This window comes from Pseudomonas sp. LS2P72 (assembly GCF_054897865.1).
The window spans coordinates 3,002,754-3,020,019 of record NZ_CM142708.1; the positions used below are offsets into that span (position 1 = coordinate 3,002,754).

Sequence of the window (17,266 nt, forward strand, 5' to 3'; positions counted from 1 at the left end):
ACGGCTTGCCGGCGATGGCGATTTCAAATACGCCATCGCCAGCAAGCTGTGCTCCTACAGGGATCGGGTTTACTTACGCGCCTCCAGAATCAGGTTGAACGGTGTTTCTGTGGCCCGCCGGAACGTCTTGAACCCTGCCTCGGTGAAGACCTTGCGCAGCCGCGCCTCGCCAGCCTGAGCGCCGAGCCCGAGGCCGACTTCCTGGGACAGCGAGTTCGGGGTGCAGATGAAGGTCGAAGCGGCGTAGAACAAGCGGCCAACCGGGGTGACGTTGTCGTCGAGCGAGTCGTTGGCAAACGGTTCTACCAGCAGCACCGTGCCGTCCGGTTTCAGTGCGTCATAAGCGTGCCGCGCCGCGCCCACCGGGTCGCCCATGTCGTGCAGGCAGTCGAAATAGCAGACCAGATCATAGTCATCGCCGGGGAAGCTTTTCGCCGTGCCCTGGAAGAATCGCGCACGCCCGGCCACGCCACCTTCTTCGGCGCGCTGGGTAGCGACGGTGACGGAGGGCGCGTGGTAGTCGAAACCGACGAACCGCGAATCGGGGAACGACTGGGCCATGATCACGGTGGATGCGCCGTGGCCGCAGCCGATATCCGCCACTTTGGCGCCAGCCTCCAGTTTGGCGACCACGCCTTCGAGCGCCGGTAGCCATTCGGCGACCAGATGCGCTTTATAACCTGGCCGGAAGAACCGCTCCGTGCCGCTGAACATGCACGGATGGTGATCGCCCCAGGCAAGGGCACCGTCGCCGCGCATGGCGCTGACCAGTTTGTCCTTGTCATGGAAAAACGATGCGACCACCCCGACGCCACCCGCGATATAGACCGGTGAGTCTTCGATCGCCAATGCCATGGCCTGCTCTTCGGGCAGCCGGAACTGGCCGTCGCGGTGCTCCATGTAACCGGAAGCGGCGTGGGCGCTGAGCCATTCGCGCAGCAGGCGGGGGTTGCAGCCGGTTTTTTCAGCGAGGGCTTCAGGGGTGATTGGCTGACTGTCGGCCATGGCCCGGTACAGTCCGAGCTCTTCGCCGAGGATGACGTTGGCCAGCATCGCCGCGCCGCCCATGTCGTTCACCAATTTGCCCATGAAATCATTGAGTCTGGCCTCGTCCATCACGTGTGCTCCTTCAGCAGGATCACAGTCCAGAGGCCTTGTTTTTCGAGGCGTTCACCTCTGGACGGTGGTCGTGGGAATGAACAGGACGATAAGCACGTCCTGCGTGCACTAAGTTTAGTCCGGGGGCCGTGCACTGCCGGCCGGAGCGACGAAAACCTTCCCATACCCCCTGGTTCACACCGTCCCCCCCGTGGGAGCGAGCCTGCTCGCGAAAGCGGTCTGATGTTCAACATTGGTGTCGACTGGCAGAGCCTCATCGCGAGCAGGCTCACTCCCACAAGGGATTTGTGTAACCCACTGTATCTAACTGGCTTCTCGATACAGTGCCGGCTAACTCAGGGGCTCTGCCGAACACAGGCGAGATACAAATCTGCGATGAACTGCGTAGGCCATTTGGCACCCTATACACCGTGAAGGGGATAACAATGCCCACGTTCCTGCCAGCAACCGATCTGAAACCCACCCCCGTCAATCGCCTGCGCGTCGACCCATACACCAGCGGCATCATCGGCCCAAGCCAGCCGATGCTCGGGCCACTGGCCGACGGCGGTACCCTGATCACTGGCACACCGCGGTGATGGTCATGCAGACCCCCATCACATCAGCGAAGGCGACAGTCGGTCTCGGCTTGCGTCGCGGTTTAATGAAAGACCTTCAAGCCGCCCGCGTGGGCGATTTCGATTTTCTGGAAGTCGCGCCGGAGAACTGGATCGGCATCGGCGGTGCGCATGGCCATGCGCTGCGTACCCTGGCCGAGCGTTATCCGTTGTCCTGTCATGGCTTGTCCCTGTCATTGGGCGGCCCGGCACCGCTGGACGTCGGGTTTCTGCAGGAAGTCCGGGTTTTCCTCGATCAATACAACGTGCCGCTGTACAGCGAACACTTGAGCTACTGCACCGATGACGGTCACCTTTACGACCTGCTGCCGTTGCCCTTTACCGAAGAAGCGGTGCATCACGTCGCCGCGCGAATTCGCCAGGCCCAGGACATTCTCGGTCGGCGCCTGGCGGTGGAAAACGTCTCCTACTACGCCGCGCCGCAGCAAGACATGGACGAGGTGACCTTCACCAACGCGGTGCTGCGCGAAGCCGATTGCGACCTGTTGCTGGACGTCAATAACGTCTACGTCAACTCGATCAATCACGGTTTCGATCCGCAGACCTTTCTGGCGGGCATCGATTCGGGCCGGGTGGTGGCCATGCACGTGGCCGGGCATTTCGATGAGTCCGACACGTTGAAAATCGACACCCATGGCGCCTCGGTGAAACCGGTGGTCTGGTCGTTACTGGCTGAGGCTTACGCTCGATTCGGCGCGCAGCCGACGCTGCTGGAACGGGATTTCAACTTCCCGGCATTTTCCGAACTGCTGGCCGAGTTGCAGACCATTCGCCGCCTGCAAACCGAGGGGGTGAACCGTGGATAAGCCGAGTCTGTTTCAGCAGCAAAACACCCTGGGCCTTTACCTGCGCGATCCCGAACATTGCGCGCCACCGGCCGGGATGGACGTGGCTCGGGCGCAGGTTTACCGCGACCTGGTATTCGCGAACCTGTCGTCGTTGCTCAGCGGGACCTTTCCGGTGCTGATCACGATTCTCGGCGATGAACACTGGCGTTCACTGGTCCGGGTTTTCCTGCGCGACTACCGAGCGCACACGCCGAAATTCGGCGAGATCGCCAAGGAGTTTGTCGAATTCCTGGCCTCGGAACCGCAAGCGTTGAGCGAAAGGGCGTGGCCGCCGTTCATGGTGGAGCTGGCGCATTACGAGTGGATCGAAATGGCGCTGCAGCAGTCCGAGGCCGAGCCGTTGCCGCTGAGCGATGCCGGGTTGTTGCTGGACCGACCGTTGCAGGTTTCGCCGCTGGCCTGGCCGTTGGCGTATGCCTGGCCGGTGCAGTTGGTGGGGCCGGATTATCAACCGGAGACAGCGCCGGCTCAGCCGACATTGTTGCTGGTGCGTCGGGCTGAGGACTGGAGTGTGAAGTTTTCTGCACTGAGCCCGTTGGCCTGGCGGTTGTTGCAGCGGGTTGAGGAATTTCCTCAACTGGATGGGCGTGAGCAGTTGGAAGGATTGGCGGTGGAGGCGGGGATGGCTGGGTCGCCGGAGTTTATGGAAAGTGGCTTGGCATTACTGCAGCAGATGCATAAAGAAGGGGTGGTGGGCTACTGAAAACACCACCAATCCCTGTGGGAGCGAGCCATGTGGCGAGGGGATTTATCCCCGTTCGGCTGCGAAGCAGTCGTAAACGCGCTTTAACTTTGAAATACCGGGGCTGCTCCGCAGCCCAACGGGGATAAATCCCCTCGCCACATGGCTCGCTCCCACAGGGGATCCACGTCGTTCTTGAGTTAGCGTCAGGTCTGGGGGATCAAGCTTTGCTGGCAATCCAGCACTAACCGCGCACCACCGAGTTCACTAGGACCGACTTCAAGCGTAAACCCATGCAGGCTGACAATCGCCGCAACGATCGACAGCCCCAGCCCGAACCCGCTTTTCTGGTTGCCGCCGTCGGCACGATAGAAACGCTGGAACACCGCCTCTCGTTCGGCCATCGGAATGCCAGGACCCGAATCGAGCACTTCGATCCGGGTAAATTCCCCCTCATTGCCCCCCCGCAAAATCACCTCGCCACCCGGCGGCGTGAACTTGATCGAGTTGCTCAGCAGGTTCGCCACCGCTTCGAACAGCAACGCGCGGTCGCCATTCAGTGGCGGCAAGACGTCAGGCAGTTGCAGCTTGAAAACCAGTTCGCCTTCTTCCGCCAACGGCAGATAAAAGTCGTGCAGTTCTTGCAACAACGGCACCGGATCCAGCTGTACAAAACCCGAGCGTCGCTGACGATCTTCCAGCTCGGAAATCCGCAGCAACCCTCGAAAGCGCGCCATCAAGGTGTCCGCTTCACCGAGCACTGAATCCAGTTGCACCGCCAGCGTCGAACCCTCATCAGCCTGTTGCTGAATCCGGTACAGCTGCGCCCGCAGGCGCGTCAGCGGCGTGCGCAGGTCGTGGGCGATGTTGTCGCAAACGCCCTTGACCTCGTTCATCAAGCGTTCGATTCGTTCGAGCATGGCGTTGACGATGGCGGCGAGCATGTCCAGCTCATCGCGGCGATTGGACAGCGGCAGGCGACGGGCCAGGTCGCCGGCGACGATGGCCTCGGCGCTGGCCTGGATCGCACGGATCCGCCGCAACGGACGCCGCCGCAACAGGTGCCAACCCGCGATACCGGGCAAGATGGTCAGCGTCACACCCCAGAATAATGCGTGAAGAATGATCCGGGTCACGGCAAACAACGAACCGTTATCCCGCACCAGCACGAGCCAGCGACCGTCCTTGGTCTGGGTCGCTACCGCGTCGCAGCTGTCGGCGGGCAGGCTTGGGTCATCAGAGTCTGCGCAGTCGCCGAGCATGTGAATCTTGCCGTCCAGCGGCAGGCCTTTGGGCATTTGACGCAGCGCACCGCTGAGGTAGCGGCGCTGGGCATCGAACAGGCCATAAGCGTCGATGCCGCGAATGTCGAAGGTCATGCTGACGGCGAGGGCGTCTGCCAATTGTTCGCCTTGAAAGTGCGAAAACAAATGTTGGCGCTGCATCAGCGAGTGTTTGGCCAGGTTGTCCAGGTAAGCGGAAACCTCGTAGTACATGACCCCCATGAGAATCCCGCTCCAGAGCACGAACAGCGAACTGTAGAGCGCCAGCAAACGGCTGCTGGATGAACGCCAGCCGTTAGAGGGGTTCAGCAATGACATAACCCGAGCCTCGCACGGTCCGAATCAGTGGGACATTGCCAGGCGGGTCGATCTTCTTGCGCAGCCGGCCGATGTGCACGTCGATCAGGTTGGTGCCGGGGTCGAAGTGGTAACCCCAGACCTCTTCGAAAATCATCATCCGCGACAGAATCTGCCCGGTGTTGCGCATCAGGAATTCCAGCAACTTGTACTCGGTGGGCAACAGCGTCAGCAGTTGACCGTCGCGGCTGGCTTCGTGCCTGATCAGGTTCAGCTCCAGATCCGCCACCCGCAACGTGGTGACCTGGGAGGTCACGGTGTTCTGCCGGCGCAGCAGGACTTCCACCCGGGCGGCCATTTCATCGGTGGCGAACGGTTTGGTCAGGTAATCGTCACCGCCCGCGCGCAAGCCGCGCACACGCTCATCGACGTCGGAGAGGGCGCTGATCATCAGGATCGGCGTGGCCACGCCCAGGGTCCGCAACGTGGTGACAATCGCCAGACCATCAAGCTCGGGCAGCATGCGATCAAGGGTGATCAAGTCATAGTTGCCGCTGACCGCGCGCGCCAGACCTTCGCGGCCGTTGTCGACCCAATCCACGTCGAGGCCATGGCTGCTCAGTTCGGCAACGATTTCCCGGGCAGTCACGGCGTCGTCTTCGATGGTCAAGATGCGGGGCATAGGGCGGGCCTGATTAGGAGTACTCAACGTTGAGCGGCATTCTGCCAAGAAATGATGGCAGGCTATCTAAATAAAACTTCATGCGATCTCTTGATTTTTCCATTGCAAACACCTCTCCCGGTCAATGCATAAAACCCGCCGCAACAGACAGTTCCTTGCAAATTGCATGGTCATAGGAAGTTCAAACTTTCTAAATCACTGAAATCCCGAGATTTATTTAAAGTTGGCGACTGGCACGGTGACTGCAATCCCTCCTTTGAAGAGTTGTAACACCATCTTTCCTGCCTGGAGCGATATAACAATGAATAGATCCTCTGATGGTTTCTCTCCTGCCTTAGAAGAATCGAGCACGCTTTCTGGCGTGTCCTGGGGGGCAATATTCGCAGGGGCCGCTGCGGCGGCAGCGTTGTCGCTGATCCTCGTGTTGCTCGGCTTTGGCCTGGGTTTTTCGGCGGTATCGCCGTGGGCCAATGAAGGGGTGAGCGCCAAGGGCTTGGGCATTTCAACGATTGTGTGGCTGGCCGCTACGCAAATCGTGGCTTCCGGGCTTGGCGGTTACATCGCCGGTCGTCTGCGGGTGAAATGGGCGTACATGCACGGTGATGAAGTTTACTTCCGTGACACCGCCCATGGCTTCCTGGCCTGGTGCGTGGCGACGCTGGTGACGGCGACGCTGGTGGTCGGCTCGGTCAGCAGCATTGTCAGCGGTGGCGTGCAGGCCGGGGCGAGTGTGGTCGGTGGCGCCGCGAGTGCCGCGACTCAAGCCGCTGGCGCGGCTGCCGGCAACACTGGCAGTGACCAGTATGGCTACTTCGTCGACAGCCTGTTCCGCGATGACCGTCCGGTGGCGGTCAGTGATGACGCCGTTCATGGCACCGTGACGCGCATCTTCGTGCGCAGCCTGAGCAACGACGGTCAGCTGGCTGCCGAAGATCGCACCTACCTGGCGCAACTGGTCGCCCAACGGACCAACCTCACTCAAGCGGACGCTGAACGTCGCGTTGATGAAGTGTATGCCCGCACGCAAAAAGCCGCGGCCGACGCCAAACTGGCTGCCCAACAAGCCGCCGATACGGCTGCGAAGGTGGCTGCAATGACCTCGCTGTGGATGTTCATTGCACTGCTGATTGGCGCGTTTTTCGCCAGCCTTGCTGCAACTTTCGGTGGCCGTCGTCGGGATGCGGTCGAGTACCTCGAAACCGACGCTTATGTATCCACCACCTCAGTACCTGTTCGTTAACCCAGGAGAACGCTCATGCGCTCACTACTGCTGTTCTTTCTTGGCATACCCATCCCGATCATCATCCTGATCGCCCTGTTCACCTGATAGCACTGGGCACATGCCTGCGCCGCTTCTGCCTTTGGTGGAAGCGGCGTTTTGCGTTTGAACGGACTGATATTCGGATTGATGGTGACTGTCAGGCCGCCATCGCGAGCAGGCTCGCTCCCACAGTAGATCTTCAGTGAGCCCAAAGTTTGTGAGCGACACAGATCAAATGTGGGGGCGAGCCTGCTCGCGAAGGGGCCAGATCAGGCACAACAAACCTGCCTACTCAATCGGTGTACTCACAAACACCTCAAGCCCCTCGGCATACGCGGTAAACGCACTGATCTGTGGAAACCGATTCACATCCACCTGATCCGGCACCACCAGATGGGTGAAGCTCCACGCCACCGCCAACGTAATCCCGTCTTGAGCAATCGTCCCGTCGGTCTTCAGCGGCTGCATTTCCAGCTCACGCTCCAGCGCCGAATAGGCGGCCGCCAATTGTCCTTCGACCCGCTCCACCCACGGTTCAAATTGAATGTCCGCCGGCCGCAGGTTGCGTTCGTAGTAAAGCTGCACTGACTTTTCGCACGCTGCCAACGCCAGGCCGATCAGGCGCAACGAGCGCAGGCGTTGCGCGAGATCGCTGGGCATCAGGCTGTTGCCAGGACCGGCCAAGGCTTCGAGGTAGTCGAGGATCAACGTCGAGTCGATCAACACATCGCCGTCGTCGAGCACCAGGGTAGGCGCCTTGACCACCGGGTTGATCTGCTGGAATTGCTCGAAATGCCGAAACACCGAAACCGACTGGTGTTCCAGCGGGATGCCAAGGCGTTTGGCAGAGATGGCGACGCGCCGCACATAAGGTGAATCCAGCATGCCGATCAGCTTCATTGAACCGCTCCTTCAGATGTCCATTTCGGGATGGACAACCTTAGTTTAGCTTCAGCGAGCTGCAAACGGCGTGGGCGCTAATCTTCGAAACCGACCTGTTCGTGAATCTCATCGACCTTCAATTCCAGCCGATACGCGACGGCGATAAACAGCGCCTGGCACAGGCACAGCGTCGCACTCAACGAACGGAAGGCAAACGAACTGCCTTCGTTGACCAGCAACACAGTGTTGGCGCGTTTTGCCAGCGGCGAGAGGTTGCTGTCGGTGATGATCAGGGTTTTGGCCTGATGGTGCTGGGCGATGCGCAGGCAGTGCTGGGTTTCCTTGCCGTAGGGCGTGAAGCTGATGGCGATCACCAGGTCATTGGCGCGCACGCTGCGCATCTGCTCGCGGTAGCTGCCACCGAGCCCCGAAACCAGATGGATGCGCTTGTTGGTGTGTTGCAGGTTGTAGACCAGGTAGTCGGCCACCGCGAACGAACGGCGCACCCCGACCACGTAGATATTGTCGGCATTCACCACCAGATCCACGGCCTTGTCGAAGGCCTGGTCATCGAGTTCCAGCCCCAGCCGTTCGATGCCCGACAGGGTCGCATCGATGCACTCACGCGCCAGGTCGCCGCCGCTCGCCTTCTGTGATTTGTTGGCGATCATGCTGCGAATGCGCTGCTGGTAGTTCTGCACCGGCGTGGTCTTGTGGGTATAGGCCTCGCGGAACAGCGCCTGCATTTCGCTAAAGCCGCTAAACCCGAAGCGCTGGGAAAACCGCACGATCGCCGACGGGTGTACTTCGCACTCGCGGGCGATATCGCTGATGCGGTCGACCATGATTCGGTCGCTCTGCTGGCTCATGTAACTGGCGATGCGTTTGAGCTGGCGCGGCAGGCTTTCGTATTCGTTGGTGATCAGCTGCAGCAGACGCTCGGCATTGATCGGGGGGCTGGCGAGATCGCTGTCGGGCGTGCTCTCGGTCGTCGCCGGCTGATCGGTGCGGGTCATAAGGAATCCTTCTGGCTTGTTCTTATAGGGAGGACAGATGGCGTCATCCCCTGACAATAGGTTGGCTGTGCGCAGTCTACAGGGTAGGCCGGAATAAAATCTTGAGCTTGCGGCCGTCATCGGGCCTGCTGAAACGATGCACTGTGTCTGGAGCGCTTGTGTTGAAGTTTATTGGAAAAAATATTCCACAAGAAAAATATTTAGAATAATTATTGATTGTTCGATCCCGGACGTTTTAGTCTGCATCCACCAAGAGTGTTCGGCGCGGCCATCGCCCCGAACGCAGGCAGATAAAAATAACAGGAGCCAGCATGGGCCAGACTCGTTTTGCCAGTGGGCGTCAATTGGATCTGATTTGCCTGGGGCGCCTGGGCGTCGACCTCTATGCGCAGCAAGTCGGGGCGCGGTTGGAAGATGTTTCAAGCTTCGCCAAATACCTCGGCGGATCGTCCGCCAACATCGCCTTCGGCACGGCTCGGCTGGGTCTGAAATCGGCGATGCTGAGCCGGGTAGGGGACGACCACATGGGCCGCTTCCTGGTGGAATCCCTGGCCCGCGAAGGTTGCGACGTCAGCGGCATCAAGGTCGATCCGGAACGCCTGACCGCCATGGTTCTGCTGGGCCTCAAGGATCGCGAAACCTTTCCTTTGGTCTTCTACCGCGAAAACTGCGCCGACATGGCGTTGCGGGCCGAAGACATCAGTGAAGCCTTCATCGCTTCCAGCAAAGCCTTGCTGATCACCGGCACCCATTTCTCCACCGACGGCGTCTACAAGGCGAGCATCCAGGCGCTGGATTACGCCGAGAAGCACAACGTCAAACGGGTGCTGGACATCGACTACCGCCCGGTGCTCTGGGGCCTGGCCGGCAAGGCGGACGGCGAAACCCGGTTCGTTGCTGATCAGAACGTCAGCCAGCATGTGCAGAAAATCCTTCCGCGTTTCGACCTGATCGTCGGTACGGAAGAAGAATTCCTGATTGCCGGCGGTTCCGAGGATTTGCTCACTGCGCTACGCAATGTGCGGCGCCTGAGTGCGGCGACCCTGGTGGTCAAGCTCGGCCCGCAAGGTTGCACGGTGATTCACGGAGTGATCCCGGTGCGTCTCGAAGACGGCGCCATTTATCCCGGCGTTCGGGTGGAAGTGTTGAATGTGCTGGGTGCCGGCGATGCGTTCATGTCGGGCTTCCTCGCCGGTTGGCTGGAGGATGCGAGCGACGAGCGCTGCTGCCAGTTGGCCAATGCCTGCGGCGGTCTGGTGGTGTCGCGCCATGCCTGCGCCCCGGCCATGCCGATCCGCGCCGAACTCGACTATCTGTTTAACAGCCCGGTGCCGATTACCCGGCCGGATCAGGACGCGGTGTTGCAGCGTTTGCATCAGGTCAGCGTGCCGCGCAAACAGTGGAAGCAACTGTTCATTTTTGCTTTCGACCATCGCGGGCAACTGGTGGAACTGGCGCACAAGGGCGGTCGCGACCTGAGCGCCATCTGCGAACTCAAGCAACTGTTTATCAAAGCCGTGGAGCGGGTCGAAGCCGATTTGCGCAAGCAAGGCATCGAGGCCGATGTCGGGCTGCTGGCCGATCAACGCTTCGGCCAGGACTCGCTGAACGCCGCCACCGGTCGCGGCTGGTGGGTGGCGCGTCCGGTGGAAGTACAGGGTTCGCGACCATTGGCCTTCGAACATGGGCGCTCCATCGGCAGCAACCTGATTGCCTGGCCGCAGGAACAAATTATCAAGTGCCTGGTGCAATTCCACCCCGACGACGAACCGTTGCTGCGTCTGGAACAGGAAGCGCAGATCAAGGGTTTGTACCAGGCGTCCCAAGTCAGCGGTCATGATCTGCTGCTGGAAATCATCCCGCCCAAGGATCATCCGTCGACCCATCCGGACGTGTTGTATCGCGCCCTCAAACGCCTCTACAACCTGGGCATTTACCCTGCGTGGTGGAAGATCGAAGCGCAGAGCGCCGAGGAGTGGAAACAACTCGACGAGCTGATTCAGGAGCGTGATCCGTACTGCCGAGGCGTGGTGTTGCTGGGGCTGAATGCGCCAGCGGCGGCGTTGGCTGAAGGGTTTCAACAGGCCAGTCAGAGCCAGACTTGCCGCGGGTTTGCAGTCGGCCGGACGATTTTTCAGGAGCCGAGCCGCGCGTGGATGGCCGGTGAAATCGACGATGAGGCGCTGATCCGTCAGGTACAGAGCACGTTCGTCGAACTGATCGATGCCTGGCGCACTGCCCGGGCCTGACGCGCAAATCACCTGTAGGAGCATGCGGTGCGGCGATCCGACTTGCCCGCGATGGGGCCCGCAAGAACGCCAAAAGCATCGCGAGCAAGCTTTGCTCCTACAGGACTGGTTTGCAGAGATCTCATTCAGAAAACAATAAAAGGTGCAGCCATGCCCGCTATTCGAATTGGCATCAACCCGATCTCCTGGAGCAACGACGACCTGCCGTCCCTCGGTGGCGAGACGCCGCTGAGCACCGCCCTGAGCGAAGGCAAGGAAATCGGCTACGAAGGTTTCGAACTCAACGGCAAATTCCCCAAAGACGCCAAGGGCGTCGGTGATGTGCTACGACCTTATGACCTGGCCCTGGTGTCCGGCTGGTATTCCAGTCGTCTGGCCCGCCGCTCGGTGGCCGAAGAAATCGACGCCATCGGCAGCCATGTCGAGCTGTTGGCCAAAAACGGCGCCAATGTGCTGGTGTACGGTGAAGTCGCTGACTCCATTCAAGGCCAGCGCATTCCGCTGGTTGAACGCCCGCGTTTTCACACCGAACACGCCTGGCAGGAATACGCCGACAAGCTCACCGAACTGGCGCGCTTCACCCTGTCCCAAGGCGTCCGTCTGGCCTACCACCATCACATGGGTGCCTACGTCGAATCCCCGGCAGACATCGACAAGTTGATGGCGCTGACCGGTAGCGAAGTCGGCCTGCTGTTCGATTCGGGCCATTGCTACATGGGTGGCGGCGAACCGTTGCATGTACTGCGCAAACACATCGAACGCATCTGCCACGTGCATTTCAAGGACGTACGCAAACCGGTGGTGCAACTGGCCCGCAACAACCTGTGGAGCTTCCCGGACTGCATCATCAACGGCACGTTCACCGTGCCCGGCGATGGCGACATCGATTTCGGCGCCTTGCTCGACGTGCTGCTGGCGGCCGATTACCACGGCTGGCTGGTGGTCGAAGCGGAACAGGATCCAGCGGTGGCGCCGAGTTATGTCTACGCCAAAAAAGGCTACGACACCTTGCGTGCGCTGCTCGACGAGAGGATTGAATTATGAGCCTGCTGGTCAAAAGCAACGCCCGTGGCCGGACCATGGTCGAGCTGGGCAAAGGTGAGCTGGAATACGTTGGTTTCGCCGCTTACCGCTTGAGCCTGGGCGAAACCCTGCCGGTCTCGGCCGGTGATAAAGAACTGTGCCTGGTGCTGCTCAGCGGTCGAGTCAGCATCAAGGGCGAAGCGCCGGGGCAGGGCGCGTTCGACTGGGACAACATCGGCGATCGTCAGTCGGTGTTCGAAGACAAATCTCCGTTCGCCGCGTACTTGCCACCCGGCAGTCAGGCGCAAGTGGTCGCGCTCAGCGATGTGCAAATCGCCGTGTGCGCCGCCCCCGGCTCGACCACCAACGGCCTCGGCCCACGGCTGATCAAACCCGGCACCATGAAGCGCAGCGTGCGCGGCAAAGGCGCCAACACCCGTTACGTCTGCGACATTCTGCCGGACACCGAGCCGGCCCATTCGCTGCTGGTGGTGGAAGTGCGCACGCCGTCGGGTCACTCGTCGAGCTACCCGCCGCACAAGCACGACACCGATGACTTGCCGCACCAGAGTTTTCTCGAAGAAACCTATTACCACCAGATCAACCCGCCCCAGGGCTTCGTGTTCCAGCGGGTGTACACCGACGATCGCAGCATCGATCAGGCCATGGCCGTGGAAAACAGCGACCTCGTGGTCGTGCCCAAGGGCTATCACCCGGTCAGCGTGCCGTACGGCTACGAGTCGTATTACCTGAACGTGATGGCCGGCCCGAAACGTGTCTGGCAGTTCCATAACGATCCGCAGCACAGCTGGTTGCTTGATCTCTGAACTAAAACGCCTGAATTCCAACCTCTGCACGGAGAACACGATCAATGAGCAACGCCCCGGTCATCGGCCATTACATCCACGGTCAAGTGCAAGACAGCAGCAGCGAACGGTTCAGCAACGTCTTCGACCCGGCCACCGGCAACGTTCAGGCGCGCGTCGGGCTGGCCAGCCAGAAGACCGTAGACGAAGCCGTCGCCTCGGCCCTGAAAGCCTTTCCGGCCTGGTCCGAGCAATCGCCCCTGCGCCGTTCGCGGGTGATGTTCAAGTTCAAGGAATTACTCGACAAACATCACGATGAGCTGGCAGAAATCATCAGCCGCGAACACGGCAAGGTGTTTTCGGACGCCAAGGGTGAAGTCACCCGGGGCATCGAAATCGTCGAGTACGCCTGCGGTGCGCCGAACCTGCTGAAAACCGAGTTCAGCGACAACATCGGCGGCGGCATCGACAACTGGAACCTGCGTCAGCCGCTGGGCGTGTGTGCCGGCGTGACGCCGTTCAACTTCCCGGTGATGGTGCCGCTGTGGATGATCCCGCTGGCGCTGATCACCGGTAACTGCTTCATCCTCAAGCCGTCCGAGCGCGATCCGTCCGCCAGTGTGCTGATGGCCCGTCTGTTGAGCGAAGCCGGGTTGCCGGACGGTGTGTTCAACGTGGTTCAGGGCGACAAGACCGCCGTCGACGCGTTGCTGCAACACCCGGACATCGAGGCGATTTCCTTTGTTGGCTCGACGCCGATTGCCGAGTACATCCACCAGCAAGCCACTTCGCGCGGCAAGCGTGTGCAGGCACTGGGCGGGGCGAAGAATCACATGATCGTCATGCCTGACGCGGATCTGGATCAAGCGGCCGATGCCCTGATCGGTGCCGCTTACGGCTCGGCTGGCGAGCGCTGCATGGCGATTTCGATTGCCGTGGCGGTAGGCGATGTCGGCGACCAGTTGATTGCCAAACTGCTGCCGCGTATCGATCAACTGAAAATCGGCAATGGCCTGAAGGCTGACAGTGACATGGGGCCGCTGGTGACCGCCGAGCACAAGGCCAAAGTCGAAGGTTTCATCGACGAAGGCGTGGCCCAGGGCGCGCAGCTGATTGTCGATGGCCGCAACTTCAAGGTGCCGGGCGCCGAGAACGGCTTCTTCGTCGGCGCGACGCTGTTCGACAACGTCACGACCGAGATGAGCATCTACCAACAGGAGATTTTCGGCCCGGTGCTGGGCATCGTTCGGGTCCCGGACTTCGCCAGCGCCGTCGCGTTGATCAACGCCCACGAGTTCGGCAACGGCGTGTCCTGTTTTACCCGCGACGGCGGCATCGCCCGAGCCTTCGCTCGCACGATCAAGGTCGGCATGGTTGGCATCAACGTGCCGATTCCGGTGCCGATGGCCTGGCACTCCTTCGGCGGCTGGAAACGCTCGCTGTTCGGCGATCACCACGCTTACGGCGAAGAAGGCATCCGCTTCTACAGCCGCTACAAAAGCGTGATGCAGCGCTGGCCTGACAGCATTGCCAAGGGCCCTGAGTTCAGCATGCCGACGGCCAACTGATTCACCTGTGCGGAGAACAACAATAATGAGCAAACCCCTGCGTTTCGCCCTGAACCGTATGGTCGCCCCACGTTTGTCCCTGCCGGCGTTCATCGAGCTGGCGGTGACCCTCAAGGCCGACGCCATCGAAATTCGCAACGACCTTAAAGGCGTCGAGATCGAAGACGGCACCGCACCCGAGCGCGTCCGTGAGTTGTGTGCCGCCAAAGGCATTACGGTGCTGTCGATCAACGCGTTGTATCCGTTTGATGTGTGGAATGACGAGCGCCGAGCGCACGCCTTGACGCTGGCCGCTTATGCCCGTGATTGCGGCGCACAGGGGTTGGTCATGTGTCCGCTCAACGACCGGGCCGACCCGCGTAATGAGGCCGCACGCGCTTCGGGTCTGCGCACGGCGTTGACTGAACTGGCGCCGATCCTGCGCGAACACGGCATTCTCGGTTTCATCGAGCCGCTGGGTTTCGAAGAGTGCTCGCTGCGCCGTAAACGCACGGCAGTGGACGCGATCAAGGCCATCGGCGGGCTGGATGTGTTCCGTCTGGTTCACGACACTTTTCACCATCACCTGGCCAGCGAACATGAATTTTTCCCCGAGCTGACCGGGCTTGTACACATCTCCGGTGTCGAGGATGCCGAGGCACCGCTGACGACCATTCGCGACGGCCATCGGGTGCTGGTGGGCGAGGGCGACATCCTCGGCAACGCGGCGCAAATCGATACCTTGCTCAGCAGCGGTTACAGCGGCTACCTGTCATTCGAACCGTTTGCCGACAGCGTCCATGGCCTGGTGGACATCCAGCAGGCGATCGGCGCGAGCATGGAACACCTGCAAAAATCCCTGGCCTGACAACGTTTTCGGGCTGATGGAAATCAACTGTGGGAGCGAGCCTGCTCGCGATGATGGCGGCACATTCAATATTGATAGCGCCTGACACACCGCAATCGCGAGCAGGCTCGCTCCCACAAAGGTTTCTTCGTGTATTGAAGGATCGGTTATGACTACGACACGACTGACCATGGCCCAGGCCCTGGTGAAATTCCTCGATAACCAGTACATCGAGGTCGATGGGGTTCAAAGCAAATTCGTCGCCGGGATCTTTACCATTTTCGGCCACGGCAACGTGCTGGGTCTGGGCCAGGCCCTGGAGCAGGACAGCGGCGACCTGATCGTCCATCAAGGTCGCAACGAACAAGGCATGGCCCACGCGGCCATCGGTTTCGCCAAGCAACACCTGCGGCGCAAGATCTACGCCTGCTCTTCATCGGTAGGGCCGGGCGCAGCGAACATGCTGACCGCCGCCGCGACGGCGACCGCCAACCGCATTCCCTTGCTGCTGTTGCCCGGCGACGTTTACGCCTGCCGCCAGCCGGACCCGGTGCTGCAACAGATCGAGCAGTTCCACGACCTGAGCATCAGCACCAACGACGCGTTCAAAGCCGTGAGCAAATACTGGGACCGCATCAACCGTCCCGAGCAACTGATGACGGCGGCGATCCACGCCATGCGTGTGCTCACCGACCCCGCCGAAACCGGCGCGGTGACCCTGGCCCTGCCGCAAGATGTGCAAGCCGAGGCCTACGACTATCCCGATTACTTCCTGCAAAAACGCGTGCATCGCATCGAGCGTCGTCCGGCGACTGAAGCGATGCTGGGTGATGCGCTGGCGCTGTTCAAAGGCAAGCGCAAGCCGCTGATCATTTGCGGTGGCGGGGTCAGATACTCTGGCGCCAATGCCGCGTTGCAGGCGTTTGCCGAACGCTTCGATATTCCCTTCGCCGAAACCCAGGCCGGCAATAGTGCGGTGGTGTCCAGTCATCCGCTGAACGTTGGCGGCATTGGCGAAACCGGTTGCCTGGCCGCGAACCTGTTGGCCAGGGATGCGGATCTGATCATCGGTGTCGGCACCCGCTACAGCGATTTCACCACCGCGTCGAAATCCCTGTTCCAGCATCCGGACGTGCAATTTCTCAATCTGAACATCAGCCCCTGCGATGCGCTGAAGCTCGATGGCGTGCAACTGTTGGCGGATGCGAAAGTCGGCTTGCAAGCGTTGGCTGAAGCCTTGGGCGATTACCGTTCTGCGTGGGGCGATCAACCGCGACAGGCCAAGGCGCAACTGGACGAGGAAGTCGACCGACTCTATCAGGTCGAATATCAGGACAAAGACTTCATCCCGGAAATCAACGACCACATGGATCCGGCGGTGCTGCGCGAATTCATCGAGCTGACCGGTTCCTGCCTGACCCAGAGCCGCGTGCTCGGCGTGCTCAATGAAACCCTGGCCGATGACGCCGTGATCGTCGCCGCCGCCGGCAGCCTGCCCGGTGACTTGCAGCGCAGCTGGCGCAGCAAGGGGGTAAACACTTATCACGTCGAGTACGGTTATTCCTGCATGGGTTACGAGGTCAACGCCGCGCTGGGCGTGAAACTCGCCGAGCCGGATCGCGAGGTCTACGCGCTGGTTGGCGACGGCTCTTACATGATGCTGCATTCCGAACTGCCGACCTCGATTCAGGAGCGACGCAAGATCAACGTGGTGTTGCTCGACAACATGACCTTCGGTTGCATCAACAACCTGCAGATGGAACACGGCATGGACAGCTTCGGCACCGAGTTCCGGTTCCGCAACCCGGGCACCGGCAAGCTCGACGGCGGTTTCGTGCCGGTGGATTTCGCCATGAGCGCGGCGGCCTATGGCTGCAAAACCTACAAGGTGAACACCGTTGAAGAACTGCAAGCGGCATTGGCCGATGCGCGCTTGCAGACGGTGTCGACGCTGATCGACATCAAGGTCCTGCCCAAAACCATGATTCACGGCTACCTGTCGTGGTGGCGGGTCGGCGTGGCGCAAGTCTCCACCAGCGCCCGCACCAATGCGGTGGCCAAGACCCTGAATGAACGACTGGCCAAGGCCCGTCAGTACTGATTGCCC

At 60.6% G+C, this 17,266-nt stretch carries 14 protein-coding genes and 1 pseudogene; 10 read left to right on the forward strand and 5 right to left on the reverse strand.

The window, feature by feature from the left end; all coding sequences use genetic code 11:
• Window positions 1-69: 69 nt before the first annotated feature.
• Window positions 70-1,116, reverse strand: a complete 1,047-nt coding sequence (locus ACYZUA_RS13820; RefSeq protein WP_461963536.1) for a class I SAM-dependent methyltransferase — start codon at window positions 1,114-1,116, stop codon at window positions 70-72.
• A 428-nt stretch (window positions 1,117-1,544) separates the two neighbouring features.
• On the opposite strand from ACYZUA_RS13820, the pseudogene ACYZUA_RS13825 reads away from it, so the two are divergent.
• The 3 genes and pseudogenes from ACYZUA_RS13825 to ACYZUA_RS13835 form a co-directional block, all read left to right on the forward strand.
• Window positions 1,545-1,691: pseudogene (locus tag ACYZUA_RS13825) on the forward strand (acetamidase/formamidase family protein); the annotation flags it as partial.
• Window positions 1,692-1,702: 11 nt separating this feature from the next.
• The gene (locus ACYZUA_RS13830; protein ID WP_461963538.1) at window positions 1,703-2,542 is read left to right on the forward strand and encodes an HvfB family MNIO-type RiPP peptide maturase; all 840 of its coding nucleotides are present in this window, start codon (window positions 1,703-1,705) and stop codon (window positions 2,540-2,542) included.
• A complete protein-coding gene (locus ACYZUA_RS13835; RefSeq protein ID WP_461963540.1) occupies window positions 2,535-3,287 on the forward strand; it encodes an HvfC family RiPP maturation protein in 753 nt (250 codons plus the stop codon). The genes ACYZUA_RS13830 and ACYZUA_RS13835 overlap by 8 nt, the downstream gene beginning before the upstream one ends.
• Window positions 3,288-3,472: 185 nt before the next feature.
• On the opposite strand, the gene ACYZUA_RS13840 is transcribed toward ACYZUA_RS13835, so the two are convergent.
• Complete coding sequence (locus ACYZUA_RS13840) at window positions 3,473-4,867, reverse strand: sensor histidine kinase (RefSeq protein ID WP_461963542.1); 1,395 nt, start codon at window positions 4,865-4,867, stop codon at window positions 3,473-3,475.
• Window positions 4,845-5,528, reverse strand: a complete 684-nt coding sequence (locus tag ACYZUA_RS13845; protein WP_461963544.1) for a response regulator transcription factor — start codon at window positions 5,526-5,528, stop codon at window positions 4,845-4,847. Before ACYZUA_RS13845 ends, ACYZUA_RS13840 begins: the two co-directional genes overlap by 23 nt.
• 301 nt (window positions 5,529-5,829) lie before the next feature.
• Here ACYZUA_RS13845 and ACYZUA_RS13850 point away from each other — a divergent pair, with 301 nt between their 5' ends.
• The gene (locus tag ACYZUA_RS13850; RefSeq protein WP_461963547.1) at window positions 5,830-6,768 is read left to right on the forward strand and encodes a hypothetical protein; all 939 of its coding nucleotides are present in this window, start codon (window positions 5,830-5,832) and stop codon (window positions 6,766-6,768) included.
• Between the two features lie 309 nt (window positions 6,769-7,077).
• On the opposite strand, the gene ACYZUA_RS13855 is transcribed toward ACYZUA_RS13850, so the two are convergent.
• A complete protein-coding gene (locus ACYZUA_RS13855; protein ID WP_309677852.1) occupies window positions 7,078-7,689 on the reverse strand; it encodes a glutathione S-transferase in 612 nt (203 codons plus the stop codon).
• A gap of 77 nt (window positions 7,690-7,766) precedes the next feature.
• Entirely contained in the window at window positions 7,767-8,687 is a 921-nt protein-coding gene (locus tag ACYZUA_RS13860; protein WP_046049576.1) for a MurR/RpiR family transcriptional regulator, read from the reverse strand.
• 311 nt (window positions 8,688-8,998) lie between these two features.
• On the opposite strand from ACYZUA_RS13860, the gene ACYZUA_RS13865 reads away from it, so the two are divergent.
• The 6 genes from ACYZUA_RS13865 (at window position 8,999) to iolD (ending at window position 17,260) form a co-directional block, all read left to right on the forward strand.
• Window positions 8,999-10,936, forward strand: coding sequence for a bifunctional 5-dehydro-2-deoxygluconokinase/5-dehydro-2-deoxyphosphogluconate aldolase (locus tag ACYZUA_RS13865; RefSeq protein ID WP_461963550.1), 1,938 nt, complete (start codon window positions 8,999-9,001; stop codon window positions 10,934-10,936).
• A 150-nt stretch (window positions 10,937-11,086) separates the two neighbouring features.
• The gene (gene iolE, locus ACYZUA_RS13870; protein ID WP_461963552.1) at window positions 11,087-11,980 is read left to right on the forward strand and encodes a myo-inosose-2 dehydratase; all 894 of its coding nucleotides are present in this window, start codon (window positions 11,087-11,089) and stop codon (window positions 11,978-11,980) included.
• On the forward strand, window positions 11,977-12,786 hold the full coding sequence (iolB, locus tag ACYZUA_RS13875; RefSeq protein WP_461963554.1) for a 5-deoxy-glucuronate isomerase: 810 nt from the start codon (window positions 11,977-11,979) through the stop codon (window positions 12,784-12,786). The genes iolE and iolB overlap by 4 nt, the downstream gene beginning before the upstream one ends.
• A gap of 44 nt (window positions 12,787-12,830) precedes the next feature.
• Window positions 12,831-14,333 (forward strand): CoA-acylating methylmalonate-semialdehyde dehydrogenase, encoded by a 1,503-nt coding sequence (locus tag ACYZUA_RS13880; protein ID WP_461963556.1) that lies wholly within the window; start codon window positions 12,831-12,833, stop codon window positions 14,331-14,333.
• A gap of 25 nt (window positions 14,334-14,358) precedes the next feature.
• Window positions 14,359-15,180 (forward strand): TIM barrel protein, encoded by an 822-nt coding sequence (locus tag ACYZUA_RS13885; RefSeq protein ID WP_461963558.1) that lies wholly within the window; start codon window positions 14,359-14,361, stop codon window positions 15,178-15,180.
• 148 nt (window positions 15,181-15,328) lie between these two features.
• A complete protein-coding gene (gene iolD, locus ACYZUA_RS13890; protein ID WP_461963560.1) occupies window positions 15,329-17,260 on the forward strand; it encodes a 3D-(3,5/4)-trihydroxycyclohexane-1,2-dione acylhydrolase (decyclizing) in 1,932 nt (643 codons plus the stop codon).
• Window positions 17,261-17,266: the final 6 nt, after the last annotated feature.

What these genes read in the sequence shown, in the direction of transcription:
- ACYZUA_RS13820 (WP_461963536.1), bottom strand. Translation starts at nt 1,116, where the DNA reads ATGGACGAGGCCAGACTCAATGATTTCATGGGCAAATTGGTGAACGAC.
- ACYZUA_RS13830 (WP_461963538.1), top strand. Translation starts at nt 1,703, where the DNA reads ATGCAGACCCCCATCACATCAGCGAAGGCGACAGTCGGTCTCGGCTTG.
- ACYZUA_RS13840 (WP_461963542.1), bottom strand. Translation starts at nt 4,867, where the DNA reads ATGTCATTGCTGAACCCCTCTAACGGCTGGCGTTCATCCAGCAGCCGT.
- ACYZUA_RS13845 (WP_461963544.1), bottom strand. Translation starts at nt 5,528, where the DNA reads ATGCCCCGCATCTTGACCATCGAAGACGACGCCGTGACTGCCCGGGAA.
- ACYZUA_RS13850 (WP_461963547.1), top strand. Translation starts at nt 5,830, where the DNA reads ATGAATAGATCCTCTGATGGTTTCTCTCCTGCCTTAGAAGAATCGAGC.
- ACYZUA_RS13855 (WP_309677852.1), bottom strand. Translation starts at nt 7,689, where the DNA reads ATGAAGCTGATCGGCATGCTGGATTCACCTTATGTGCGGCGCGTCGCC.
- ACYZUA_RS13860 (WP_046049576.1), bottom strand. Translation starts at nt 8,687, where the DNA reads ATGACCCGCACCGATCAGCCGGCGACGACCGAGAGCACGCCCGACAGC.
- ACYZUA_RS13865 (WP_461963550.1), top strand. Translation starts at nt 8,999, where the DNA reads ATGGGCCAGACTCGTTTTGCCAGTGGGCGTCAATTGGATCTGATTTGC.
- iolE (WP_461963552.1), top strand. Translation starts at nt 11,087, where the DNA reads ATGCCCGCTATTCGAATTGGCATCAACCCGATCTCCTGGAGCAACGAC.
- iolB (WP_461963554.1), top strand. Translation starts at nt 11,977, where the DNA reads ATGAGCCTGCTGGTCAAAAGCAACGCCCGTGGCCGGACCATGGTCGAG.
- ACYZUA_RS13880 (WP_461963556.1), top strand. Translation starts at nt 12,831, where the DNA reads ATGAGCAACGCCCCGGTCATCGGCCATTACATCCACGGTCAAGTGCAA.
- ACYZUA_RS13885 (WP_461963558.1), top strand. Translation starts at nt 14,359, where the DNA reads ATGAGCAAACCCCTGCGTTTCGCCCTGAACCGTATGGTCGCCCCACGT.
- iolD (WP_461963560.1), top strand. Translation starts at nt 15,329, where the DNA reads ATGACTACGACACGACTGACCATGGCCCAGGCCCTGGTGAAATTCCTC.